Origin of the sequence: Paenibacillus sp. JDR-2, from assembly GCF_000023585.1 — a bacterium.
GTDB lineage: Bacteria > Bacillota > Bacilli > Paenibacillales > Paenibacillaceae > Pristimantibacillus.
The window spans coordinates 15,001-39,941 of sequence record NC_012914.1; the positions used below are offsets into that span (position 1 = coordinate 15,001).

28 protein-coding genes, 2 rRNA genes and 1 riboswitch (1 of these 31 running past the window's edge) are annotated in these 24,941 nt (G+C 50.1%); of the genes, 28 read left to right on the forward strand and 2 right to left on the reverse strand.

All coding sequences use genetic code 11. The features are described 5' to 3' along the window. Both PJDR2_RS00065 and rrf read left to right on the forward strand, forming a co-directional pair. Positions 1–1,378: ribosomal RNA gene (locus PJDR2_RS00065) — 23S ribosomal RNA — on the forward strand (it extends 1,555 nt beyond the left edge of the window). A 71-nt stretch (positions 1,379–1,449) separates the two neighbouring features. Then, a 5S ribosomal RNA gene (gene rrf, locus PJDR2_RS00070) occupies positions 1,450–1,566 on the forward strand. Positions 1,567–1,617: 51 nt separating this feature from the next. On the opposite strand, the gene PJDR2_RS00075 is transcribed toward rrf, so the two are convergent. Beyond that, complete coding sequence (locus PJDR2_RS00075) at positions 1,618–2,148, reverse strand: hypothetical protein (protein ID WP_012772012.1); 531 nt, start codon at positions 2,146–2,148, stop codon at positions 1,618–1,620. Positions 2,149–2,323: 175 nt separating this feature from the next. Here PJDR2_RS00075 and PJDR2_RS00080 point away from each other — a divergent pair, with 175 nt between their 5' ends. The 10 genes from PJDR2_RS00080 (at position 2,324) to rsmI (ending at position 9,619) form a co-directional block, all read left to right on the forward strand. Continuing rightward, positions 2,324–2,515 carry a sigma factor G inhibitor Gin gene (locus PJDR2_RS00080; protein WP_012772013.1) on the forward strand — a complete coding sequence of 64 codons (192 nt, stop codon included), beginning with the start codon at positions 2,324–2,326 and terminating at the stop codon, positions 2,513–2,515. A gap of 90 nt (positions 2,516–2,605) precedes the next feature. Continuing rightward, positions 2,606–4,078, forward strand: coding sequence for an aminotransferase class I/II-fold pyridoxal phosphate-dependent enzyme (locus tag PJDR2_RS00085; RefSeq protein WP_012772014.1), 1,473 nt, complete (start codon positions 2,606–2,608; stop codon positions 4,076–4,078). A 97-nt stretch (positions 4,079–4,175) separates the two neighbouring features. Then, the gene (tmk, locus tag PJDR2_RS00090) at positions 4,176–4,829 is read left to right on the forward strand and encodes a dTMP kinase (RefSeq protein ID WP_012772015.1); all 654 of its coding nucleotides are present in this window, start codon (positions 4,176–4,178) and stop codon (positions 4,827–4,829) included. Positions 4,830–4,888: 59 nt separating this feature from the next. Beyond that, positions 4,889–5,218, forward strand: coding sequence for a cyclic-di-AMP receptor (locus PJDR2_RS00095; protein WP_012772016.1), 330 nt, complete (start codon positions 4,889–4,891; stop codon positions 5,216–5,218). A 16-nt stretch (positions 5,219–5,234) separates the two neighbouring features. Beyond that, positions 5,235–5,678, forward strand: coding sequence for a YaaR family protein (locus PJDR2_RS00100; protein WP_012772017.1), 444 nt, complete (start codon positions 5,235–5,237; stop codon positions 5,676–5,678). A gap of 15 nt (positions 5,679–5,693) precedes the next feature. Beyond that, on the forward strand, positions 5,694–6,671 hold the full coding sequence (holB, locus tag PJDR2_RS00105; RefSeq protein ID WP_012772018.1) for a DNA polymerase III subunit delta': 978 nt from the start codon (positions 5,694–5,696) through the stop codon (positions 6,669–6,671). 4 nt (positions 6,672–6,675) lie between these two features. After that, positions 6,676–7,485 (forward strand): PSP1 domain-containing protein, encoded by an 810-nt coding sequence (locus PJDR2_RS00110; protein ID WP_012772019.1) that lies wholly within the window; start codon positions 6,676–6,678, stop codon positions 7,483–7,485. Between the two features lie 32 nt (positions 7,486–7,517). After that, complete coding sequence (locus PJDR2_RS00115) at positions 7,518–7,934, forward strand: initiation-control protein YabA (protein WP_012772020.1); 417 nt, start codon at positions 7,518–7,520, stop codon at positions 7,932–7,934. A 116-nt stretch (positions 7,935–8,050) separates the two neighbouring features. After that, positions 8,051–8,701 carry a tRNA1(Val) (adenine(37)-N6)-methyltransferase gene (locus PJDR2_RS00120; RefSeq protein ID WP_265525140.1) on the forward strand — a complete coding sequence of 217 codons (651 nt, stop codon included), beginning with the start codon at positions 8,051–8,053 and terminating at the stop codon, positions 8,699–8,701. 30 nt (positions 8,702–8,731) lie between these two features. Beyond that, positions 8,732–9,619, forward strand: coding sequence for a 16S rRNA (cytidine(1402)-2'-O)-methyltransferase (gene rsmI / locus PJDR2_RS00125; protein ID WP_012772022.1), 888 nt, complete (start codon positions 8,732–8,734; stop codon positions 9,617–9,619). Between the two features lie 123 nt (positions 9,620–9,742). Here the strand turns inward: rsmI and PJDR2_RS00130 are convergent, their stop codons facing one another. Further along, entirely contained in the window at positions 9,743–9,997 is a 255-nt protein-coding gene (locus PJDR2_RS00130; RefSeq protein WP_012772023.1) for an AbrB/MazE/SpoVT family DNA-binding domain-containing protein, read from the reverse strand. Positions 9,998–10,281: 284 nt separating this feature from the next. Here PJDR2_RS00130 and PJDR2_RS00135 point away from each other — a divergent pair, with 284 nt between their 5' ends. The 16 genes from PJDR2_RS00135 (at position 10,282) to PJDR2_RS00210 (ending at position 24,940) form a co-directional block, all read left to right on the forward strand. Further along, positions 10,282–11,577, forward strand: a complete 1,296-nt coding sequence (locus PJDR2_RS00135; RefSeq protein ID WP_012772024.1) for an HD domain-containing protein — start codon at positions 10,282–10,284, stop codon at positions 11,575–11,577. Between the two features lie 30 nt (positions 11,578–11,607). After that, entirely contained in the window at positions 11,608–12,381 is a 774-nt protein-coding gene (locus PJDR2_RS00140) for a TatD family hydrolase (RefSeq protein ID WP_012772025.1), read from the forward strand. Between the two features lie 183 nt (positions 12,382–12,564). Next, positions 12,565–12,774: riboswitch (cyclic di-AMP (ydaO/yuaA leader) on the forward strand. Between the two features lie 244 nt (positions 12,775–13,018). After that, on the forward strand, positions 13,019–14,152 hold the full coding sequence (locus tag PJDR2_RS00145; protein ID WP_012772026.1) for a 3D domain-containing protein: 1,134 nt from the start codon (positions 13,019–13,021) through the stop codon (positions 14,150–14,152). Positions 14,153–14,307: 155 nt separating this feature from the next. After that, positions 14,308–14,853, forward strand: coding sequence for a ribonuclease M5 (gene rnmV / locus PJDR2_RS00150; RefSeq protein WP_012772027.1), 546 nt, complete (start codon positions 14,308–14,310; stop codon positions 14,851–14,853). A 20-nt stretch (positions 14,854–14,873) separates the two neighbouring features. Then, positions 14,874–15,755, forward strand: coding sequence for a 16S rRNA (adenine(1518)-N(6)/adenine(1519)-N(6))-dimethyltransferase RsmA (gene rsmA / locus PJDR2_RS00155; protein WP_041613736.1), 882 nt, complete (start codon positions 14,874–14,876; stop codon positions 15,753–15,755). A 1,291-nt stretch (positions 15,756–17,046) separates the two neighbouring features. Next, complete coding sequence (gene yabG / locus PJDR2_RS00160; RefSeq protein WP_012772030.1) at positions 17,047–17,940, forward strand: sporulation peptidase YabG; 894 nt, start codon at positions 17,047–17,049, stop codon at positions 17,938–17,940. Positions 17,941–18,095: 155 nt separating this feature from the next. Next, on the forward strand, positions 18,096–18,371 hold the full coding sequence (veg, locus tag PJDR2_RS00165; RefSeq protein WP_012772031.1) for a biofilm formation stimulator Veg: 276 nt from the start codon (positions 18,096–18,098) through the stop codon (positions 18,369–18,371). A gap of 156 nt (positions 18,372–18,527) precedes the next feature. Beyond that, positions 18,528–18,713, forward strand: a complete 186-nt coding sequence (locus PJDR2_RS00170; protein WP_012772032.1) for a small, acid-soluble spore protein, alpha/beta type — start codon at positions 18,528–18,530, stop codon at positions 18,711–18,713. 126 nt (positions 18,714–18,839) lie between these two features. Continuing rightward, positions 18,840–19,694: a 4-(cytidine 5'-diphospho)-2-C-methyl-D-erythritol kinase gene (gene ispE, locus PJDR2_RS00175; RefSeq protein ID WP_012772033.1), complete on the forward strand. Its 855-nt coding sequence runs from the start codon at positions 18,840–18,842 to the stop codon at positions 19,692–19,694. A gap of 81 nt (positions 19,695–19,775) precedes the next feature. Continuing rightward, positions 19,776–20,600, forward strand: coding sequence for a pur operon repressor (gene purR / locus PJDR2_RS00180; protein ID WP_012772034.1), 825 nt, complete (start codon positions 19,776–19,778; stop codon positions 20,598–20,600). 62 nt (positions 20,601–20,662) lie between these two features. Next, complete coding sequence (locus PJDR2_RS00185; RefSeq protein ID WP_012772035.1) at positions 20,663–21,058, forward strand: RidA family protein; 396 nt, start codon at positions 20,663–20,665, stop codon at positions 21,056–21,058. 129 nt (positions 21,059–21,187) lie between these two features. After that, on the forward strand, positions 21,188–21,472 hold the full coding sequence (gene spoVG, locus PJDR2_RS00190) for a septation regulator SpoVG (RefSeq protein WP_012772036.1): 285 nt from the start codon (positions 21,188–21,190) through the stop codon (positions 21,470–21,472). A 373-nt stretch (positions 21,473–21,845) separates the two neighbouring features. Next, positions 21,846–23,246 carry a bifunctional UDP-N-acetylglucosamine diphosphorylase/glucosamine-1-phosphate N-acetyltransferase GlmU gene (gene glmU, locus PJDR2_RS00195; protein ID WP_012772037.1) on the forward strand — a complete coding sequence of 467 codons (1,401 nt, stop codon included), beginning with the start codon at positions 21,846–21,848 and terminating at the stop codon, positions 23,244–23,246. 59 nt (positions 23,247–23,305) lie between these two features. Beyond that, on the forward strand, positions 23,306–23,959 hold the full coding sequence (locus PJDR2_RS00200) for a 50S ribosomal protein L25 (protein WP_012772038.1): 654 nt from the start codon (positions 23,306–23,308) through the stop codon (positions 23,957–23,959). 126 nt (positions 23,960–24,085) lie between these two features. Beyond that, positions 24,086–24,646 carry an aminoacyl-tRNA hydrolase gene (gene pth, locus PJDR2_RS00205; RefSeq protein ID WP_012772039.1) on the forward strand — a complete coding sequence of 187 codons (561 nt, stop codon included), beginning with the start codon at positions 24,086–24,088 and terminating at the stop codon, positions 24,644–24,646. A 63-nt stretch (positions 24,647–24,709) separates the two neighbouring features. Next, entirely contained in the window at positions 24,710–24,940 is a 231-nt protein-coding gene (locus PJDR2_RS00210) for an anti-sigma-F factor Fin family protein (protein WP_012772040.1), read from the forward strand. The last annotated feature ends 1 nt before the right edge of the window (position 24,941 follow it).

Genomic DNA, 24,941 nt, shown 5'->3' on the forward strand with positions numbered 1-24,941 from the left:
ACTCGCGTAAGCTAGGCTGTGATGGGGAGCGAAAATTGCAGTAGCGAAGGTCATGTACTCCGGCTGTCGAGAAAAGCCTCTAGTTAGATCTAGGTGCCCGTACCGCAAACCGACACAGGTAGGCGAGCAGAGCATGCTAAGGCGCGCGGAAGAACTCTCGTTAAGGAACTCGGCAAAATGACCCCGTAACTTCGGGAGAAGGGGTGCCTCGGTAGGGTGAATAGCCCGAGGGGGCCGCAGTGAAAAGGCCCAAGCGACTGTTTAGCAAAAACACAGGTCTGTGCGAAGCCGTAAGGCGAAGTATACGGGCTGACGCCTGCCCGGTGCTGGAAGGTTAAGGGGAGCGGTTAGGAGCAATCCGAAGCTGTGAACCGAAGCCCCAGTAAACGGCGGCCGTAACTATAACGGTCCTAAGGTAGCGAAATTCCTTGTCAGGTAAATTCTGACCCGCACGAATGGCGTAACGACTTGGGCGCTGTCTCAACGAGAGATCCGGTGAAATTTTAATACCTGTGAAGATGCAGGTTACCCGCGACAAGACGGAAAGACCCCATGGAGCTTTACTGCAGCTTGATATTGGACTTTGGTACGATCTGTACAGGATAGGTGGGAGCCTGAGAAGCATGAGCGCCAGCTTGTGTGGAGGCGACGTTGGGATACCACCCTGATCGTATCGGAGTTCTAACCTGGAACCATGAAACTGGTTCGGGGACCGTGTCAGGTGGGCAGTTTGACTGGGGCGGTCGCCTCCTAAAATGTAACGGAGGCGCCCAAAGGTTCCCTCAGAATGGTTGGAAATCATTCGGAGAGTGCAAAGGCATAAGGGAGCTTGACTGCGAGACCAACAAGTCGAGCAGGGACGAAAGTCGGGCTTAGTGATCCGGTGGTACCGAATGGAAGGGCCATCGCTCAACGGATAAAAGCTACCCTGGGGATAACAGGCTTATCTCCCCCAAGAGTCCACATCGACGGGGAGGTTTGGCACCTCGATGTCGGCTCATCGCATCCTGGGGCTGAAGTAGGTCCCAAGGGTTGGGCTGTTCGCCCATTAAAGCGGTACGCGAGCTGGGTTCAGAACGTCGTGAGACAGTTCGGTCCCTATCTGTCGCGGGCGCAGGAAATTTGAGAGGAGCTGTCCTTAGTACGAGAGGACCGGGATGGACGTACCGCTGGTGTACCAGTTGTTCCGCCAGGAGCACCGCTGGGTAGCCAAGTACGGACGGGATAAGCGCTGAAAGCATCTAAGCGTGAAGCCCCCCTCAAGATGAGATTTCCCAATTAGTAAGACCCCTTGAAGACGACGAGGTTGATAGGTTCGGGGTGGAAGCACAGCAATGTGTGGAGCTGACGAATACTAATCGGTCGAGGGCTTATCCTAAAGACTTAAGGAATTCAAATTTTCGCATCCAGTTTTCAAGGCGCAAGCTTTGAATAAGCCAAGAGCTTACGTTTGGTGGCGATGGCGGAGGGGAACCACGCGTTCCCATACCGAACACGACCGTTAAGCCCTCCAGCGCCGATGGTACTTGGACCGCAGGGTCCTGGGAGAGTAGGACGTCGCCAAGCAATGAAGGACCTGCCGCATTATGCGGCAGGTTTTTTGTTTTGTTCCGGTATTTACTGATGATAATAAGAGGCCTCGTTTTTTTGTAGGCGGAGAATGCCGTCCTTGTGCTGTTTGCGAAAGGCAAGAGATAGGAGCATCCGGGGGATGATAAGCCATAAATGCCAGCAGAGGATGCTAATCAAGAGGGATGGCTGGATCCATGGATACATAACCGCAACTGCGCAGAGGCCAATCCAGAAGAGATGGCGATGTACGCGGCGGTATAGGGCAAGACGAATATCGTTGGCAGGCTTAAAGCCGAACCATGGCGGTGTAATCCCCCAGACCCAGCGCCGGTCTACGGCATCGTCTACGCGTATAAAGGCAAGCAGCAGAATAACAAGATGAATGACTTGAACGATAGCAAATCCAATAAGCCAACTGAATAAGCCGTCCATTCGGTACATCAGCAGTTGGAAGGCCAACAGGATGACTGCAATGAGGATATGGCTTTGGACAAGCTCAGGGCGGATGACTTTCCTCCGGATAAGCTTGTATTGATAAATCGTGGCTGCTTGCTGGTCCAATAAGGATTGACGCATATTGTACTTCCCTTCGTAATTACTCAGGTACTATATCGGCACTTTTGGATTCACCAATTAGGCGGATGCTGCATACGATATAGAAATATTTGAAATGGGCTATGAAACAAGTATAAACCGCTAGAATATATGCCATAATAATAGCTATATAGGATGACAGAAAGGCGGGATGGGTATGTCGGAAGAACGCGAGCTTCATTGCAGTATATGCGGGGAGCATAAAGCAGAGGGTGAAGGGATCCGCATCGTGTCTGGGTTTATTTGCGAGTCATGTGAATCCGAAATGGTTCGGACAGACGTTAAGGACGCTAAGTACCCTTTCTTTATTCATCAAATGAAACAGATTTTTATCGAGAAAAACGCCTGAGCGGAATCCCTTTAATAGGATACCGCTCTTTTTTTGTGCCTAAATCCGATACAATAGACGAATAATAGATAGAAGGGAAGCTTTTAAAACATGAATCGATTACAAGCCCCTTTGTTCGAGGCACTGGTACAACATTATGAGACGGAACCGGCTGGTTTTCACGTACCCGGGCACGGATATGGACATATATATGAGAATGAACAATCTAAAGCAATGAAATGGTTGTCCCGCGTGATGAGGCTGGATGTAACGGAGCTGTCCTCTACCGATGATCTGCATCATCCGGAAGCATCTATTGCGGAAGCACAAAAGCTTGCAGCGCAATGCTTCGGGGCTGACGAGACTTGCTTTCTTGTAGGGGGGAGTACTTCCGGGAATCTGTCAATGATTCTCGGTGTATGTGAGCCTGGTAATCTCATGATTGTCCAGCGGAACGTCCATAAATCAGTCATTAATGGATTAAAGCTGGCAGGGGTGAGAGCGATATTCGTTACACCTAGAATGGATGAGGAAACGGGGCTGCCAACGACTCCCTCATTAGAGTGCATTGAACAGGCGCTTGAGCTGTATCCGGAAGCTAAAGCTGTCTTTTTAACTAATCCCAATTATTACGGCATGACTACGAATCTGACAAGCTATGCGGAACTCGTGCACACCTATAATAGTCTGCTGCTTGTAGATGAAGCACACGGCGCGCATTACGGATTGAACCCTGCGTTCCCGGAATCGGCCATTCAGGCCGGCGCGGATGCCGTTGTACAGTCTACCCATAAGACGCTGTCCGCCTTAACAATGGGGGCTATGCTTCATTTGAAGGGAGACCGGATTCCAAGGGCATCGATAAAAGAAGTGCTTGCCGCGATTCAAAGCTCAAGCCCTTCCTTCCCGATTATGGCATCCCTTGATGTTGCGCGTGTGATGGTGGACCGCTATGGGGCTGAATGGTTTGAACTAGGGGTTGCTTCCGTACAGGCATTCCGGACTTGGATAGTTAAAGAAGACGGCGCTCTGAAGGTGCTTCAGGCCGATCAAGGTTCAACAGCTTACGATAGCTTGGATCCGCTAAGAGTTGTTTTATGGGATCGTACAGGGACATTTACCGGCTTTGAGCTGCAGAAGCTAATGGAGGAGCAGGGCTGCTGGGCGGAGATGGCGGATATTAAGCATGTGGTGTTGGTGTGGGGATGCAGGACAGGAGAGGATGCGAGGTTAGAGCTTCAGGCTGCTTGCAAACAGATCGAATATATCATCAAGGCCAACTCCTCTAAGAGAGGCAGTGTTTCAACAAGCTATTATCCGGGTAATGGTTCTCCAAATCCACTGAAGCCGGTAGAATGGAGCCGGAAGAAGAGGGAGCATCAAAGATTGCCGTTGGTAGAGTCAGAGGGCTATGAGGCCGCTGAGATGGTTGTACCTTATCCTCCGGGTATACCGATTCTGTACCCAGGGGAAGTGCTGACCAAAGAGATGATCGGGTATATTTCGACATTAGCTGAGACCGGAGCCAAGTTTCAGGGAGCAGTCGACAGCATGATGCAGACAATTGCCGTATATCCCCGCTAATTAGCTAAAATTAATTGTACAAGGGTAGTCGCTTTGTTAGAATAGAAATAATACACAGATATACTTACCACTAGCTTAGGTTAGGAGCCATACGAGGTTGAATAAGGGAATCTTTATTACCATAGAAGGCGGCGAAGGTGCCGGCAAAACAACACTGATTGAGCAGCTCGCGCATACGATGCAGCAGCGGGGCAAAACCGTAATTACGACCCGCGAGCCGGGCGGCATCCCGATTGCGGAGCAGATTCGTTCCGTCATCCTGGACCGTAACCATACGGGAATGGATGCACGTACGGAAGCCTTGCTGTATGCAGCATCAAGACGCCAGCATTTGGTCGAGAAGGTTATGCCGGCGCTTGCAGACGGTCAGATTGTCATCTGCGACCGTTTCGTGGACAGCAGCCTCGCTTATCAGGGCCATGCCAGAGGACTTGGCATGGAGGAGGTATGGTCGATCAACCGCTTTGCGGTGGATGGAGCAATGCCTCAGCTTACGATTTACATGGATATTGATCCGGAGGTTGGATTAGCCCGGATCAGAGCCGCAGGCGAACGCGAAGTCAACCGCCTGGACCTGGAGTCTCTTGCTTTTCACCAGCTTGTGCGGGAAGGCTACCAGAAGCTGCTAGAGCAGTTTCCTGAGCGGATTGTGCAGATTGATGCGGGAAATGCGGCAAATGCTGTACTGGAAGAAGTTATTTTGACGATTGACCACAGATTTAAAGGATTTTTCGCAGCCGATGTGCAATAAACAACGTAGGAATGACTTCGTACCTGTTCTATTAACCTAACCAATTGGGAGGAATGAGGATGAAATTAGTCATTGCGATTGTGCAAGATAAGGACAGCAATCGTTTGTCGAATGCTCTTGTGAAGGATGGCTTCCGCGCTACCAAGCTTGCAAGTACAGGGGGATTCCTTCGCGCAGGAAACACAACGTTTATGATTGGTATAGAAGATGAGCGTGTTCATGAGGTTCTGCAAGTAATCAGCTCGAACTGCAAGGTGAGAGATCAATTGGTTACGCCTGTATCTCCGATTGGCGGCTCGACCGATTCTTATATTCCGTTCCCTGTAGAGGTGCAAGTAGGGGGAGCGGCGGTATTCGTCGTACCGGTTGAGCGTTTCGAACATTTCTGATTGGACGTGAATAGCGATGAAAATCGATCAAAGCTGGCGTCCGTTGGGCCAGAACCGCGCAGGCGGAGATACGGCGACAAAGCCGGCTCCTGCCAGAAGCTTCTCTGACGCCCTGGTACAGCAGGATGCTCTGCGGACACAGGAACAGCTGCAGCAGAAGCTTACGGAAATTCATAATCAAGGCGAGCGCCTGGCCAGAACGATGACGGTCCGTGAGCTGAAGATGTACCGGCAGATGGTGAAGCGGTTCCTGGAGGATACCGTCAAACGCGGCATCGGGCTGAAGGAGCTGCGCGGTTTTGATCGAAGAGGCCGGACCAAGCGATACAAGCTGCTCGATGAGATTGATTCGGCGCTGGTATCCATGGCAGAAGAACTGCTGGAGACGGAACAAGGCAGGATCGAGCTGCTTGGCCGGATCGGAGAAATTCGCGGACTTCTCATTAATTTATTGTTTTAGGAAGGGTAAGCAGCAATGAGCATGGAACAAGTAGCCGGCCAATGGAAAGCAAAGCGAATATTAAAGCATGCGCTGCAGAGCGGCAAGGTGTCGCATGCTTATTTGTTCTACGGTCCTTCCGGTACAGGAAGAAAGGCTATGGCCAGAGCCTTCGCCAAGGCACTATTTTGCACGTCTGGCGGGGATGATGCCTGTGATCATTGCTTGGAATGCCGTAAATTCGAGAACGGGAATCAGCCGGATCTGCTGACCATTACGCCGGATGGGCAATCCATCAAGATCGATCAAATACGCGAGCTCCAGCGCGAGCTTGCATACCGGGGAAGCGGTGCTTCACGGAAGGTATATATTGTCGAGCGTGCGGAGACAATGACCCTTCAGGCAGCTAATAGTCTGCTTAAATTTCTGGAAGAGCCGCTTTCTCCTATTGTTGCCATACTAATTACGGATAATGGACAAGCTGTGCTCCCAACCATTCGATCAAGAGCGCAGTGGGTGCCGTTTCTGCCCTTCTCGGCAAGCGAAATGCTCCAGTCTCTGGTTGATGAAGGAGCATCGCCTACTCTGGCCCGTGCAGCTGTTCAACTAAGCTCCGGACTGGATGGCGCTAGAGAGATTATCCAACAGAATCAGTTTGCAGAAATCAGAAACGTAGTGATACAATTAGGGAAGGAGAGTCTGACCCGATTCACCGCGGGAATGCTCACCGCCCAGCAGCAATTTTTTAAAACGGACCTTGCGGGTGAAGCGCAGCTCATGCTGTCGTTACTTGTATTATGGTTCAAAGATATGATTCAATTTCAGGCCGGAAGGCAGGAAAGTATTGTTTATATAGATCAGTTGGACTGGATTAGCAAGCATGCGTTTAACCGCCCGATCGAGAGCTGGATTGCTTGTATCGAGCACACGCTTGAAGCGGGTAAGAAAATACGTTCCAACGTATCTCCGCAGCTTGCTGTCGAGCAACTATTGGTAAACCTACAGGAGGGCTAAATCCTTGTATAACGTTGTCGGTGTCCGCTTTAAGAAGGCGGGCAAGATTTATTACTTTGATCCAGCCCTGCACCCCGTGGACAAGGACCAGCATGTTATTGTCGAAACGGCCAGGGGGATCGAATATGGTAAAGTCGTGGTCGGACAGAAAGAAGTCGGTGAAGAAGACGTTGTCCTTCCGCTGAAGAAAGTGATCCGGATTGCAAGCGAGGTAGATGCGAAGGTCGTGGAGGAGAACCGCGCGGCCGCGAAGAACGCTTTTGCCACCTGCTTGGACAAGATAAGAGATCATCAGCTTAAGATGAAGCTGGTTGATGTGGAATTCACGTTCGACCGGAACAAAATCATTTTCTACTTTACGGCTGAAGGAAGGGTCGACTTCCGGGAGTTAGTAAAAGATTTGGCCAGTGTGTTCCGTACACGTATTGAGCTTAGGCAAATCGGTGTACGCGATGAAGCGAAGATGCTGGGAGGCATCGGGCCATGCGGGCGTGTATTATGCTGCTCCTCTTGGCTTGGTGATTTTGAACCGGTATCGATCAAGATGGCCAAGGATCAGAACTTATCGCTCAATCCTACGAAGATCTCGGGGTTATGCGGCCGTCTTATGTGCTGCTTGAAATATGAGCATGACAATTACGAAAGCGTGCGGGAGGAGCTTCCTTCCGTTGGCAAAATCGTCGTCACGTCTTATGGCGAAGGCAAAGTAACGGGCATCAACGCTTCCACGAAGTCTGTGTACGTGCAGTTGTTCGATGTGTCGGGTAAACCGAAGGAGCTGCCGCTCGACGATGTGGTTGTGAAGGAAATTTGAACGACTACGTTTGAAAGCTCTGGGGTGAAAGCTTGGAGAACAAAGAAATCTTTAATCAAATGGATGAATTAGAAAGCCGGATGGGTGATTTCCACGTTCATCTTGGCGTTCTGAAGCAGCGGGTCAAAGAACTGCTGGAGGAAAATCAGCAGCTAAGCATGGAAAATGAACAGCTGCGCAAAATATTGAAACGTGAGACATCGCCGAAGCCAAAGACAGCTGCAAACCGCCAGGGGGGACAAGCCGTCCAGCCTGCCCGTCGGGAGGTTGCAGTACATGCGGAGGAAGATACGGTTAACGATACATCGCAGCAAGCCGGTCTCGTCGGTGAGGCGCATGATAATTTGGCTAGGCTGTATCATGAAGGATTCCACATTTGCAACGTATATTACGGGCATTTGAGGACAGAAGGAGATTGCTTGTTCTGCTTATCCTTCCTCAATAAATAATAGAACATTGTATGTATGCCGTCCTTGTCTATGAAGGGCGGTATCTTTATGTCAGGGGAGTTAGGTCAAAGGTGCAGGAAGTAAAGCTGGAACCAAATGAACGAATTGATGATTTGATGACGGAGACGGGGCTCCATATCATTCAAAGCCGGGAAGTATTCAGCTTCTCTCTGGATGCGGTGCTGTTGTCGAAGTTCGCAACCATTCCAAAGCGTGGACGGATTCTTGATCTTTGCACAGGAAACGGAGTAATCCCGATGCTGCTGACAACCAGAACCGATGCACGAATTGATGCGGTTGAAATCCAGCCAAGACTGGCCGATATGGCAAGGCGCAGCGTAGCTATGAATAACCTGTCGGAGCAGGTCTCTATTATTGAGGGGGACCTGAAAATATTCATGAAAGAAGCGGGCAATGGTATTTATGACGCCGTAACGGTCAATCCTCCATACATGGCGGTAAAAGCAGGCGATTCCAACGAGAATGATCATTATGCAATCGCCCGTCATGAAATACATTGCACGTTGGATGATGTCGTTCATGCCTGTGCAAGGCTTGTCCGTTCGGGAGGAAAGGTGGCTATGGTTCACCGTCCTTCGCGGTTTATCGATATTATGGAGACGATGCGAAAATACCGGCTTGAGCCAAAGCGCGTGCAATTCATCCATCCCAATGCGCAAGGAGAGGCCAATATGGTATTAATAGAAGCAATACGCGACGGCAAGCCGGAGCTTAGGCTGCTGCCGCCGGTCTTTGTATATGAATAAACAACTTTGCGGACGGGAGAGAGCAAGGCAATGATACAAATTCAAAAAAGCTTTAAAGATCAAGCGAATAATGATTATGGTATCCTATATTTGGTAGGTACTCCAATCGGCAATCTGGAAGATATGACTTACCGGGCAATCCGGACGTTAAAGGAAGTGCAGCTTATTGCGGCTGAAGATACGAGGCAGACCCGCAAGCTGCTTACGCATTTCGAAATCTCCACAAGATTGGTAAGCTATCACGAGCATAATAAGCAGGCTAGCGGAAGCGAGCTTATCCGTCTATTAATAGAAGGGCAGTCTATTGCGCTTGTCAGTGATGCAGGCTTGCCTGCCGTCAGCGATCCAGGAGCTGACCTTGTTAAGGATGCCGTAGAAGCGGGTATTAAGGTAGTACCTATACCAGGAGCAAATGCGGCATTATCGGCCCTGATCATATCGGGACTTCCGACCGACCGATTCGTGTTCACGGGATTTCCCCCACGGGATAAAAAACCGCTTGCCGAATGGCTGACTCGTCTTGTCCGTCAAGAAGGGACGCTTATGATGTACGAATCTCCCCATCGTCTGAAGAAGACGCTGGATGCCATGCTGGAGCACTGGGGCGACCGGAGGATTGCAATGGTTAGAGAGCTTACTAAGCGCCATGAAGAGGCCGCACGCGGTAGCATATCCGAATGCCTTGCTTTTCTCGAGGAGAATCCCCCCCTAGGAGAGTATTGCCTCATTATTGAAGGGGCGGCTGCAGGAGCTGGAGATTCAGGAGATAACGGAGAGACCTGGTGGGCATCGCTTGAACTTGAAGAGCATGTAGCCCATTATGAGAACGAAGGTATCGATCGCAAAGAAGCAATAAAAAAAGCGGCTCAGGATCGGGGTTTACCAAAGAGGGAAGTCTATAACGCAGTTAATCGATAGATTACTGCGTTATTTGGGCAAAAAAAAGACCTTCCTGGCCGGGTTCTAGCACAGGAAGGCATCAAGGAGTATAAAAAGGTTAGAATTAACAAGTTGGTGTATTTCTATTATAACCTATATTTCTTATTTTGTCACAGGAGAAGGCATTTCAGATAAACAAATATGGCAAACAATTTTGCCTTTGAAGTAAGATACGTTCTCTGCATTGCCGCAGAAGATACATGCAGGCTCGTATTTTTTAAGCATAATACGCTCGCCGTCTACATAGATCTCCAAAGCGTCCTTCTCGCCAATACCAAGCGTACGGCGCAATTCAATTGGAATAACAACGCGACCCAATTCGTCGACTTTACGTACAATACCAGTAGATTTCATCATGATTTTGTTTCTCCTCTCAGGAAATCACATTTCGTCACTATTCGACATAGTTTTTCTTTTTATGGCTACTATAATACCAACGATTCCCATAATAGTCAACCGAGAAAGTCTTTGATAGACCTTACTAGACCGTTATTTGCGGGAATTTGACTCTATAGCAAGGTCATATTAATCTTACTATAGAATACAACAGCTTCGACAATTTGGAAACTATATTACGACAGTATTCGACATTCTATCAAAGTTTTGTGTCGAAACCATGAACAAAGGAGTTGAAAGGGCGAATGAATCAGCAGCTGACCGAAGAGAAAGTTTTTAAGGATCCGGTGCACAAATATATTTACGTGCAGGATCAGACGGTGTGGGATTTGATCAATACGAAGGAGTTTCAGAGGCTTAGACGAATTCGCCAGCTCGGAACCTCTTATTTGACGTTTCATGGCGCAGAACACAGCCGTTTCTCCCACTCCCTTGGGGTTTATGAAATAACGAGGAAAATCATCTCTCAATTCGAGCGCAACGAATACCCGGGCTGGCCAATGGAGGAAAGACTGCTGGCTCTCTGCGCCGCACTCCTTCACGATGTTGGCCACGGGCCTTTTTCTCATTCGCTCGAGCAGGTATTCGATACTCATCATGAGCAGTGGACCTGCGCGATTCTGCTGGAGGATACGGAAGTTAACCGCGTGCTGCGCCGCGTCTCGGAGGATTTTCCGGAGAAGGTAGCCTCGGTAATCAGCAAGACGTACCCGAACCCGATCGTTGTAAGCCTGATCTCCAGCCAGATGGATGCGGACCGAATGGACTATCTGCTGCGTGATGCTTATTTTACAGGGGTCAACTACGGCAACTTCGACCTGGAACGGATTTTGCGCGTCCTGCGCCCTGTTCAGGGCAAAATTGTCGTAAAAGATAGCGGGATGCACGCCATTGAGCATTATTTGATGTCCCGTTACCAGATGTATTGGCAAATATATTTCCATCCGGTTACCCGGAGCTCGGAAATTATTTTGAGACAGATTACGCGCCGTGCCAAGGAGCTGTACGACAGCGGCTACGCCTTCTCATGGATGCCGGGGCCAATTAACAGGCTGCTCGACGGCAACATTACGGTGCCGGACTATTTGAAGCTGGATGAGGCTTACATGCAGACAATCTTCTCTTTATGGACCGAGGAGAAGGATGCTTTGCTCGCCGAGTTGTGCGACCGGTTCCTCAATCGCCAGCTCTACAAATACATTACGCTTGATGATCCGGGGGATTCTTTATTGGAAGAGGCGGCTCTGGAGTTCATCGCGATCGGTCTCAACCCGGACTACCATATGGAAATCGATTTCCCGTTTGACCAGCCTTACGACATTTATCGCCCGGACGCGAAAAAAGGCGGGAAAGAGGATAAAGCGCCGATTCTGCTGCTAAGCGATGATAACAGCTTAAGCGAAATATCGGTGAAATCCGACATTGTCCGTTCTATCAGCGGTCTGCACCAAGGTCAGTATCATGTCTATTATCCGATTGAGCCACTCCTTGCCGCTGCTGACCGGTTAAGCCCGGCAGTCCGGAAGTTGTTTAAAATTTAACTTTTTATATAGAAGGAGCTTGCAGCTAAGATGATATCTTTATTCGACACACATACCCACCTGGACTCTCCGCAATTCGACAATGACCGTGCCGAAGTTATCGAAAGGGCGCGTGCTGCCGGTGTCGATTTAATGATCAATATCGGCTTCAATCGCGAGACAATCCCAACGACGATGGAGCTCGCGGAAAAATACGATTTTATTTATGCAGCGGTTGGCTGGCATCCGGTTGACAGCGTTTTTATGGAGCCGGGTGACCTGGAATGGATCGAGCAGCTTTGCTCACATCCGAAGGTTGTAGCCATTGGTGAAATCGGTCTTGATTACCACTGGGACAATTCCCCAAAGGATGTGCAGCACCGGGTATTCCGGGAGCAGATCCGCCTTGCCCGGAAGCTGGGTAAGCCGATTGTCATTCATAATCGGGATGCGCATGAGGACATTGTCCGTATTTTGAGAGAAGAAAAAGCATCTGAAGTTGGAGGAGTTATGCACTGCTACTCGGGCAGCTGGGAAACGGCCAAAATGTGCCTCGATATGAACTTTTATATTTCGTTCGGCGGACCGGTCACTTTCAAAAATGCAAGGGTACCGAAAGAGGTGCTTGCGAAGGTTCCGCTTGACCGTCTTCTCATCGAAACGGACTCCCCGTATCTGTCTCCTCATCCATTTAGAGGAAAGAGAAATGAGAGCGCTTATGTGTCTTTGGTTGCAGAGGCAGCAGCGGAAATAACAGGAAAATCCAAGGAGGAAATTGCAGTTATTACAAGCGCAAACGGTAAAAAATGTTTTGGTATTGTTTAAAAATGGTCTAAAACCGCTGAAATAAAGACTATAGCGGCGATAAAACTCTTTTTACTTGTTGGAATCGACCATATTTGCCTCCAGAATCCTAAAATTTCGTTAAAATCGTCTTTTAACGCATCTTTACAATTCCGTGGTCAGGAATGTATGATTTTTCTCAGAGCTTTAACTTTTGTATTGGATTTCCAGTTTGCGCTTAATCTCCGAAAGCCGGAGAGCGGGGGAACCAACGCCAGCCGATGCATGCTTAAGACGTCATGAAGTATCGTGCTGCGTATGAATTCTTCAGGGGTGAATTTTGCGGCGATTGCCATGAGCATTCGTTCCGCGGATAGGGCAGCTCTCTCGCCCGAACCCGTCAGCTAACCTCGTAAGCGAATATAGAGAGCGATCAACCTCGTGTATTCACCTTTTCCTGAATGTTTGATTACCCAGGAAGCCACGATCAGATCCTCTGTCGAAGGCTTCTTTTTATTTTCGATTTTGATTATTCGGAAATAGTCTTTACAGGGTAAATCTTGGAGGTGGGAGGCCGTAACACTGGAGCGTGCTTGTCACGCCAATATACTTAATAGTCGCGTCAATAGTATCATGCGTAACAGATTGGCGGCGGGGCTATGAAGGAGGACCGATAGAAGTGGGCATGATCCAGGCTAAGGGGACCCATGGGAAGCGATCATCCAGCATGACTTTCGCAATGCGATGGAAGCATGAAAATTTGCGTTTAATTGTTCTGAGTGCAATTATCTCAATCGCTATGACTTTCATGTTTTTGGTGTTGTTGTACGGATCGGCTGATAAGAGCGTATCCGTAGTAGTGAATGGACAAGAAACTGTTGTAAAGACAAAACAATGGGTCCTGCAACGCCTACTGGATGAACAAGCTATAACGGTTGGACCCTATGACGAGGTATCTCATCCTCTGAATGCGTCCATCAAAGACGGAGACCGCATCGAAATCAAATACGCGGTTCCGGTTACCGTAAAAGCAGATGGCAAAACATCGACGGTGTACACGACAGAGAAAACAGTACAGGCGGCGATCGGGAAATTAAATATTCCTGTTCGCGATCAAGATAAGGTTACCCCGTCTCTCGATTCTCAGATTTCGAAGGCATTGACGGTTACCGTTACCCGAATCGATACCAAGGTAGCAGAGAACGAACGGACTTTGCCGTTCTCGATCGTGAAGAAACAAGATCCAACCCTTGAGAAAGGGAAGGAGAAGCTGGTGCAATCCGGAAAAAACGGTCTCGTTATCGAGCGCGTGGAGAAAAAGTACGAAAATGGTGTTCTTGTCTCCTCCAAGCTGGTCGACAAGGTCGTTCAGAAGCATACGGTCAGTCAGGTCGTAGCGATCGGCTCCAAGAAGGACGTACATACGCTCTCGGCTACGAGCACGGCCTCGTATACAAAGAGCGGCGTAACGTTTAAGCCGAAGAAGGTTCTCAAGAATGTAACTTTAACCGCCTATTCGGCAGGTATAGAATCTACGGGCAAGGATGAAAGTCATCCAGGATACGGCATTACGGCTTCCGGCGCAAAAGTGAAGGAAGGCCGTACGATCGCGGTGGATCCGGATGTTATTCCAATCGGCTGGTGGGTGTACATTGAAGGTATCGGCTTCCGCAGAGCGGAGGATACAGGCAGTGCGATCAATGGCAACAAGATCGACGTTTACTTTGACAGCACAAGCTATGCCAATAAGTTCGGCCGGAAAAAAGGGTATACCGTATACGTGCTTGGGCCAACCAAGCCAACCGCAAGCTAATGGTTTTCTGCTATCGTATTTCATTGTTAAATATGCCATTATAAGAAGAGGCGCTGCCTCTTCTTTTTGTGTGCATGGAGATGCTAAGCAGGCTGCATAATTATTGACGGTGAAAGAAGAGCGAAAGTTGCTGCTGTAGAAAGGAATGTTCGCTTGTGATTAAGGAAATTATTGTGGTGGAAGGCAAAGACGATACGGTTGCCGTGAAGCGGGCCGTTGAAGCGGATACGATTGAAACAAACGGTTCTGCGGTTGGCGAGGAAGTGCTGCGCCGGATCGAGCTGGCGATGGAACGCAGAGGCGTTATTATATTTACGGACCCTGATCATGCGGGCGAAAGAATCCGCAAAATTGTCGCGCGGCGCGTGCCTGGCTGCAAGCATGCTTTTCTGCCGCAGGAGAAGGCGATGTACAAAGGCGATATCGGCATTGAGAACGCAAGCCCTGAAGCGATTCGTCAGGCGCTCTCCGAGCTTCGGACGGAGATGGTGGCCGGAGAAGGGGATATTACCTGGGAGGATCTGATGGAGGCGGGACTTATCGTCCATCCGGACGCGGCGAACCGCCGTCTTCAGATGGGTAAGCTGCTTGGGATCGGGTATGCGAACGGCAAGCAGTTCTTCAAACGGTGTACAAGCTTCCGTATCTCCCGAGAAGAGTTCGCGGAGGCTCTGCGCACGATGGAACAGGGACAGGAGTGAACGATGTGAGCGGAAACGATATGAAGGCGATTGAAGTGGCAACGCCCAAACGCACCAAGGAAATTATCGCGAAGTATGGCTTCTCGTTTAAGAAAAGCTTGGGCCAGAACTTCTTGATTGATCAAAATATTTTGCACAAGATCGTAAGTGCGGCCGGACTTGATAAAACGAAGGGTGCTCTTGAGATCGGTCCGGGCATCGGCGCGCTCACGCAGCATCTTGCTGCGGCGGCGGGTACGGTAACGGCTATCGAGATCGACAATAGGCTGATTCCGATTCTAGGCGACATTCTGGCGGGCGAAGAGCATGTGAAGGTTGTACACGGCGACGTGTTAAAGCTGGATCTGAAAAAACTGTTCGAAGAACGTTTCGCCGACGTGGCTGGCGTGAGCGTGGTGGCGAACCTGCCGTACTACGTGACGACTCCGATTCTGATGAAGCTGCTCGAAGAGCGTCTGCCGCTCGAGAACATCGTCGTTATGATTCAGAAGGAAGTCGCGGAGCGCATGGCGGCGAAGCCGGGCGGCAAGGAATACGGCAGCTTAAGCGTGGCCGTGCAGTATTACTGCGAGCCGCAGCTTGTCTGCATCGTGCCGCATACGGTGTTTATCCCGCAGCCGAATGTCGACTCGGCTGTCATCAAGCTGGCGGTGCGCGAGAAGCCGCCGGTGGAGGTAGAGGACGAGGCGCATTTCTTCCGCATCGTCCAGGCGAGCTTCGCCCAGCGCCGCAAGACGCTGGCGAACAATCTGACGGCGTTCGTGGGCAAGGAACGCCGCGAGGAAATGACGCAGCTGCTTATCAGCTGCGAGATTGATCCTGTCCGTCGAGGAGAGACCTTGTCCCTCGACGAGTTCGCCCGCATCAGCCGCGCCTTTCTGGCGGCGGGCTGGCGGGGTTAGCTCGGCCTGCTAAGGCGGCCGAGCCTTGTTTGAGCCGGCGGCGAGCGGTTAGCGCCGCCGGTTTTGTTGTGGCTCCGCCCGCCGCCGGAGTGGCGGGCGGGGAGGGCTATGGCACGGCTGCGAAGCGCCGTGCGGGTCCTCGGGCGCTTATAGCGCCCCTTGCAGCCCTAAACAACCCACTCATCGCCTCAGACCACCCCAATGCACTCCGTTGACTACCTGATACTCTTGTAACACGGAAAAACCGACTTACACGGCTCCACTCGCGCTGTCTCCATCCGCCATCACCTCTATAACACGCAATTTTCCTCTTAAAGTCCACCAAGAACACGAAGTGAACCATCTGATGCTCTTGTAACATGGAAAAACCGACTTATGTGGCTTTACTCGCATCTCATTCACCTACGACTACCTCTGTAACATGGAAAATTCCTCTTGCAGCCCGCAAAGAACACTCTACACCTTATTTGATGCTCTTCTAACACGGAAAAACCGACTTACATTAGCAGCACCTTCGCTCCACCCACCATCGAATAACTCAATTTATATTTCACTATCTAACATTGATTGAAATAATGACGTTGATGATTACCCGGGCAATACATAAGAGACGGAATAAGGGTATGTAGCTTGAGCAGCGAATAACGCAAATCGTTACTTTTAGGGGAACAATCTGTGTTCCTCAGGACGTTCATATGAAGTGAAGCAACCGACCAGTGGGCTAATTCGGTGGGCGAAGTTCGTACAAAGAGCCGCAAAGGCGGCACAGAGTGCTGTAGAGCCAGATAATCGTCCTTTAAGTGTGGAACTTGCCTAACGGCCACAGACGCGGCGGCTGGGGTCATTCACGCATTTGAGATACCTGCAGGCTACCATCGCAGGCGCGTGGAGCAGCGGTGTGTGTCACAAGGGATTTGTGGCATCACACGTGCGTTATACAACAGTGGGCAGGCAACGCTGCCCGCCCACCATTACGCCGCGCCAGGCGCAGCAGCGCGGCAGCCACGGCCTCCCACAAGGAATGTGGAGAGGCAATTGGGAGGCACAGGCTACCCGCAAAGAGGGTAAGGGGTAACTCCCATAAGGAGCGGAACGTCCGCCGTTGTCTGTACATTGCCACCCATGTGGCATAAGTTCAAGCAATGTACAGGCAACAGTGGCCGTTGGGAGTTACCCCGTCCCTCAATGCGGCAGCCGGAGTCCATGTGTCCTTGCCCAAGCCCATCCGCACAATTTTCTCCGCACATTCCGCCCCCTCCACCCATACGATAGACGAAGAGGTGATTTACCCATGAAACAAGGGGACCTGGTCGTCCGCAATTCCTATGGCGGTGACGTGCTGTTCCGAGTTGAAGAGATGCGATCCGATCAAGCATTATTAAAAGGCACGGATTACCGATTGCTTGCGGATGCGCCAATTCCCGACTTGTCGGTTGTTCGTGACCCGGAATCGACAAGCGCGCGGCAACAAGTGAAGATTAAAGTAAACGACTCTCTTAAACGGATGCGACAAGAAAAAGCGCATCTTACGGTGTTATCGAGCCCCGACCGGGCTGCTTTGCAACAGCAAAGCCAGTCTTATTTTGAATTGCCGGGCAAGGTGCTTCATCTGGACGGGGACGGCAACTACTTACGGAAAAGCATGCAGTTGTACCAAACGATGAAGGTTCCCGCACATGGCGTGCATGCTCATGAATCGCAAATGGCACAGCTGCTGTATCGTTTGCTGCCGCAGGTTAAGCCGGATATCGTTGTGATCACCGGTCATGACGGGGTCCTCAAGAATCGCGAGGGTGAAGATTTGTATAGTCTAAGCAGCTACAAGAATTCGCAGCATTTCGTAAATGCCGTACGCGTAGCGCGCCAATACGAGAAAAACATGGATGGGCTTGTCGTGGTGGCCGGAGCATGCCAATCGCATTTCGAAGCGCTGCTGCAATCGGGCTCTAACTTTGCGAGCTCCCCAGGAAGAATATTGATCCACGCGCTGGATCCTGTTTATATTGCAATTAAAGCAAGCTATACCTCTGTCAGGGAGTCGATCAACCTCTCGGACGTGATTCACGGGACCATCAGCGGGATTGACGGGGTAGGCGGAATTGAGACGATGGGACGGCACCGGATGGGGCTGCCGAAGCCCAAAAAAGTGACTCATTCCACGGCAAGTATGAAGATAACGTCTTAATATGTACAATATTTTTGCGAATATGCATCAAATTCGAAAAAATGGGCGAAAAAACCGTTGACAAGAAAATAAAAACGCTGATATAATATTTTGCTTCATTTGACAAACCCCCTCTTTCTGGTTATAATGGACAAGGAAAGAGGTGGTAGTGGACAATGGCAAAAAACGCGCTATTGGAAATTAAACGCAATTTGGAAGCTCACGTAGGCTCCAAAATCCGTCTTCGAGCTAACGGTGGCCGGCGAAAGACCATCGAACGCACCGGCACGTTAGAAGAAATCTACCCTTCTGTTTTCATTGTCAAACTGGACCAGGAGTCTCACGCGTTTAAGCGCGTTTCCTACAGTTATGCGGATATACTGACAGAGTCGGTTGAAGTGACCGTGTGCAATGATGAAGGTCAAGTCCGAATCACCCATATTCAACAATAGATGCATGCAGCATGCTTTAAACGCGGATCAAACGGATTCGCGTTTTTTTTCATATTCGGTTTTACATAATGTCAGGAGGCTGTATAAGCGACCGTCTGCATAGCGCATAATAAACCGCAATCACATACCTTTCTAAGGACAGGAGGTGCACGGAATATGGGCCGCAGAAGAAGTGTCATGTCCGAGCAGCTGAAATACGAACTGGCGAAGGATCTGGGTTTCATCAACAAGGTGGAACAAGAAGGCTGGGGCGGTATTAGCACAAAGGATGCCGGAAACATGGTGAAGCGCGCGATTCAGCTTGCAGAGCAAGCCGCAGCCAGAAACCACGGACAGCAATAAACAGGAAATTCAGCCGTTGGAAAAGCTAAGAGAGCGGGGCGTTTAAGGCCGGCGTTGACCTCTTAGCTTTTCTTGTGCCCGTTTGTTATAATGTTGCTTAGCTAACAACGAACGGGAGAGCTTGCCATGAAAATTTACGAAAAAGCTCCGGCGAAAATCAATCTGCTGCTTGATGTCCTGCGGAAGCGGGAGGACGGATTCCATGAAGTCGAGATGATCATGACGATGGTCGATCTGGCTGACCGTCTAGAGTTGGAGGAGCTGCCGAGGGATACGATTATTATATCGAGCCAGGCTGGATACATACCGCTTGACGAGAAGAACCTCGCCTTTCAGGCTGCGCGTTTGATCAAAGAGCGTTACGACGTCCGTAAGGGCGTTTATATACATTTGGACAAAAAGATACCGGTAGCCGCGGGGCTAGCCGGAGGCAGCAGCGACGCTGCAGCTGCGCTGCGCGGGCTGAACCGCCTGTGGCAGCTGAATATTTCGGAGGACGAGCTGTGCCGCCTTGGCGCGGAGCTTGGCTCCGACGTACCGTTCTGCGTAACGGGCGGTACCGCGATTGCCCGCGGACGCGGGGAGAAGCTGGAGCGGATCAGTAATCCGCCGCAATGCTGGGTCGTATTGGCCAAGCCTCCGATTAACGTATCAACGGCCGATGTATACGGCAAACTGCGCGCCAATGAGCTGAAGAACCATCCTTCAACGAAGGATATGGTATCGGCCATTGAACGCGGCTCGTTCTCGGATATCTGCGCCGGACTTGGCAATGTACTGGAGAATGTAACCTTGGATTTATATCCGGAAGTGCTGCAGCTGAAAGAAAGCATGCAAAAGCTAGGTGCTGATGGCGTCCTAATGTCGGGCAGCGGACCAACGGTGTTTGGTCTAGTCTCGAAGGAAGCCAAGCTTCCACGTATCTATAATGGGCTTCGAGGATTTTGCAAAGAAGTCTACGTGGTAAGAATGCTGACATAATGCTGACGTTTTTCTTGATTAAATCCGTATAAAAATGTTATATTGACTTTATATTATTCGGATTTAGTGGGGGGAATGGCTTTGAAAAAATTGAAGCGAAGTGCAAGACTGGTAGAGATGACGCAATATTTGCTGAGTCGTCCCCACACGTTAATTTCGCTCACAGCATTTGCTGATCGCTATCAGTCTGCAAAATCTTCCATCAGCGAAGATTTGGCCATTATAAAAGAGGTCTTCGAAGAAGAAGGCTTCGGCGAATTAAATACGCTTGCCGGTGCTGCAGGAGGCGTGAAATACACGCCTAAGATGCATACCTCTACAGCTTTATCGATTATGGACAACATTTGCCGCCAACTGGAACAGCCTGAGAGGGTACTTCCGGGCGGTTATTTGTATATGACCGATATGCTGGGGCAACCGGAGCTGCTGGCCGATGTTGGACGAATGTTTGCGACAGCTTTTGCCGACCGAAATATTGACGTGATTATGACGGTTGAGACCAAAGGGATTCCGCTTGCTTATGCAACCGCGGCCTGCCTCAACCTGCCGGTTGTGATTGTTAGACGAGATAATAAAGTGACGGAAGGTTCGGCGGTAAGCATTAACTACGTTTCCGGCTCCAACAAGCGGATCCAGACGATGTCCCTTGCCAGACGCGCCCTCAAGGAGCAGTCCCGCGTCCTTATTATTGATGACTTCATGAAAGCCGGCGGTACGATTCAAGGGATGATGGATTTGCTTTATGAATTCAAGGCGACCGTAGCGGGCGTTGGGGTATTTGTAGAATCAGGCGAGGTGGAGCATGAAGAGCGCCTGCTTGAGGATTACGTATCGCTTGCGACATTGACGGCCGTTGATCTGAAGACGAAGCAGACGAAAGTTATTCCGGGCAACTATTTCAAATAAGAAAGCGTTACGGCGCATCCGTATATGCTGGAATTACATGAATAGAAAGGTTGGAATTGGAAATGACAGACAAGAAGCTGCAAGTAATTGCTACAGATAAAGCGCCTGCTGCAATCGGGCCGTATTCGCAGGCTATTAAGGTAGGGGACCTGCTGTTCACCTCCGGTCAAATTCCGCTGGATGCTTCGGGTCAATTGGTAGAGGGCGGAATTGAAGAACAAACTCACCAGGTTTTCCGTAATTTACAGGCAGTATTAGAAGAAGCAGGAGTAACATTAAATAATGTTGTAAAAGCAACAGTATTTATGAAAGATATGAATCAATTTGCAATTGTTAACGGCATCTATTCTTCCTACTTTGGCGAACATAAGCCAGCACGCTCCGCGGTTGAAGTGGCGCGGCTTCCGAAGGATGTACTTGTCGAAATCGAGCTCATTGCATCGACTGTTGTCGAATAGAAACGAAAAAAAATTATCTGTAAAAAAATATTTTAAATATCGCATATTTTTCCAAAAAAATAGAAGGAATTTGCACAAAAATGTGGAAGTATACACCAAGTCTCAGATAGGCAAAGGTGGTGAACACAAGTGCAAATTACTGATGTCAGACTCCGCCGTGTAAATTCGGAAGGGCGTATGAAAGCTATTGCTTCCATCACCATTGACAATGAATTCGTTGTTCACGATATTCGCGTCATCGATGGTAACAATGGCATGTTTGTGGCTATGCCTAGCAAACGTACGCCAGATGGAGAATTCCGGGATATCGCTCACCCAATTTCTTCGACGACCCGGGAGAAAATCCAAGCTGCTGTACTCGCTGAATACGAGCGTGCGGCAGTGGAAGAAGTGGCAATTGAAGAAGGAGCTTAAGCCTATCCTTTAAGTAACGGAATTGCGTCCCTTTGTCGGGACGGCAGAGGCCGTTCCAGCAAAGGGATAATAGAAAAGAGGGCCGTGAGGCTCTCTTTTCTTTTTTTGTATAATGGGATATTATCTTTAACAAGGTGAAACGGTCACGTCAATCAGGTAGCTGGACGCGTTTCAATCCGGAGAATTCAAAGCCCATTTTTTATATGGCACAGCCTATATACGCTTAGAATTCAAGGTGAAACGGTCGCGTCAGGTAGGACGGCGGTTGCCGCCCTTTGGTGGCGGGATGCGTATTTTTGCGTATTTTATTCATAGGACAACAAAACTTATAAATATCAATCATCTAAAATAGGTAGTGTAGGAGGAATTACAATTGAAGGTTATGACGATTGTATTGGCTGCCGGTCAAGGCAAGCGGATGAAATCGAAACTATATAAGGTTCTTCATCAAGTAAGCGGCAAACCGATGGTTGGCCATGTGCTCGATACGGTTAATGAAGCAAAGAGCGAGCGGACGGTTGTTATCGTTGGCCACGGGGCGGAGATGGTAAAAGGCTTCCTCGGCGACCGCGCGGAATACGTGCTGCAGGAGCAGCAGCTTGGCACCGGCCATGCTGTCCGCCAGGCAGAGGCGCTTCTCGGTTCGGAGGAAGGCACAACGATCGTCATTTGCGGCGATACACCGCTTGTACGTGCGGAGACAATCCAATCGATGCTGGCTCTTCATACATCCAGCGGCGCGGCTGCAACGGTTCTGACGGCATCTTTCGATAACCCTGCCGGTTATGGTCGCGTTATTCGCGGCGCGGACGGCGCTGTACTGCGCATTGTCGAGCAGAAGGACTGCTCGGCTGAAGAAGCGGCCGTGAAGGAGATCAACACGGGTACGTATTGCTTCGACAACAAGAAGCTGTTTGCTGCCCTGGCAGAAGTGAAGAATGAGAACGCGCAAGGCGAGTACTATTTGACCGATGTCATTGGTATTTTCCGTGGTGCGGGCGATACGGTTCAAGCCTACTGCACGCCGGACTTGGCGGAAGCGATTGGGGTAAATGATCGCGTAGCGCTGGCGGATGCTGAACGATTCATGCGTGAACGCATCAACCGCAAGCATCTAATCGAAGGAGTAACGATTATTGATCCTGCGAATACGTACATTGAAGCCGATGTGCGCATTGGAGCAGATACGATTATATATCCGGGTACCGTTCTGCGCGGCAAAACGGTTATCGGAGAGGACTGCGTTATCGGGCCTCAGGCCGATATTACCGATTCCGAGATTCAGAATGGCGCTGCCGTTAAATATTCGACGATTGCCGATTCCGTTGTGGGCAAGGATAGCACGGTTGGTCCTTACGCGAACCTGCGTCCGGGTTCGAAGCTTGGCGAAGGCTGTAAAGTCGGCGATTTCGTCGAACTGAAAAACGCTACGCTCGGCGACGGCAGCAAAGTATCGCACTTGAGCTATGTGGGCGATGCCGTAGTCGGTAAAGACGTTAACATCGGCTGCGGAGCGATTACGGTCAATTACGACGGCTTCAACAAAGCGATTACGGAAATCGGCGACAACGCTTTTGTAGGCAGCAACGTCAATCTGATCGCGCCGGTGAAGCTTGGCGAGGGCGCTTATGTCGTAGCCGGATCGACCATCACTCATGACGTTCCTTCCGGGGATCTGGCGATTGCGCGCCAGCGTCAGGAGAACAAAGCCGGCTATGCGGATAAGATCCGCGCCCGCGCGAAAGCGAAGAAAGAAAGAAGCAAGAAAGAATAGGTTTTCCAATGGTTGGGCAAAGTGATATGGAAATTGACTTTTAGGAGGTTCCTATCCCGATGTCCATACCGATGATGGCAGAACAAAGAACAACAACCATGAAAAGCGAGCTCCGCAGCTTGAGGGAAAGCGGCAGAGTGCCTGGCATTGTCTACGGCAAACAGCTTGCTTCCCCGGCTTCCGTTGCCATTCAGGAGAAGGAGCTGCTCGCTCTGCTGCGCACTCACCCGAATGCGGTTATCGATCTTGATATTCCGGGCGCGGGCAAACAGTCGGTCATGATTGCGGAAATACAGCGCGAGAAGCTGTCGCGTAAGCTGATACATGTTGATTTCCAGCAAATCAATATGAATGAGGAAGTAACGACGCATGTCCGTATCGATCTGGTCGGGGACTCGCAGGGCGAGCGTGAGGGCGGCATCGTGCAGGCTTTGCTGCATGAACTGGAGGTGCGTTGTCTGCCGGGCAGCATTCCGGATTCGATTCCGGTTGACGTAACGGGCCTTCTGATGGGAAGCAGCTATCTGGTTGGCGATGTTCAGGCACCGGCTGGCGTAACGATCGTAACCGATCCTTCGGCTGTGCTTGTGACGGTCCTGGTACCTCAGAAGGACCTGACGGCGGAGGAAGCAGAGGCGCAGGAAATAGAAGCGAAGGAAGCGGTATCGCGTTCCACGGAAGCGCAAATGCACGAAGTCGATTTTGCAAAATAAAGCAACGGATAAACGGTATCTGCCCTTCGCGGGAAGATACCGTTTCTTCCTTTCGTGCAGGGAATATTGCCCATCGTGTAGAATGAATATAGACATACGCAAAATGAGATTGGAGAGCAGGATAGCATGAAGTGGATTGTAGGGCTGGGGAATCCCGGCACAACCTATCAAAGCACGAGGCATAATGTAGGCTTTATGGTCATTGACGAATTGGCTCGGCGCTGGAACATTCAAGTGACGCAGAGCAAGTGCAAGGCCTTGATTGGCGAAGGAAATGTACAGGGCACGAAAGTTGTTCTTATCAAACCGATGACTTATATGAATCTGTCCGGGGAATCTGTCCGGGGCTTCATGGATTACTTCAAGGCTGATCTGGAAGACGGACTTATTGTTTACGATGATATGGATACGGAGGTCGGTAAAGTCCGGCTTCGTTATCAAGGAAGCGCAGGAGGCCATAACGGCATCAAGTCGCTTATTCAGCATTTGGGCACGCAGCAGTTCAACCGGATTCGAATGGGCGTCTCGCGCCCGCAGCCGGGCCGCAACATTGCAGACTACGTGCTGGATAACTTCCCGAAGAGCGAGCAGGAAGCTTTGAAGAGCATGATTGAGCAGGCTTGCGACGCGGTGGAGTATAGTCTGAAGGCGAGCTTCGATAATACGATGGCCAAGTTTAACAAGTAACCGCCTAAGCTCGGGTAAAACGGGCATACTGAAGGGTATAACTATTCTTCAGGAGGCATACATATGGCTGTGAACTATATTTGCCGGCACTGCCGGACGCCGATGGGGACGATAGAGGAGAAGGAAATTTCCGAGTCAAGGCTCGGTTTCCATTTCTTGACCCCCGAAGAGCGCAGCGATATAATAGCGTATAACTCGAACGGCGATATTACGGTTAAGGTTGTTTGCGATTACTGCCGCGAGGCGCTGGAAGCAAACCCGGAGCTATTGCTCGTCGTAAATCCGCTGCAGTAGC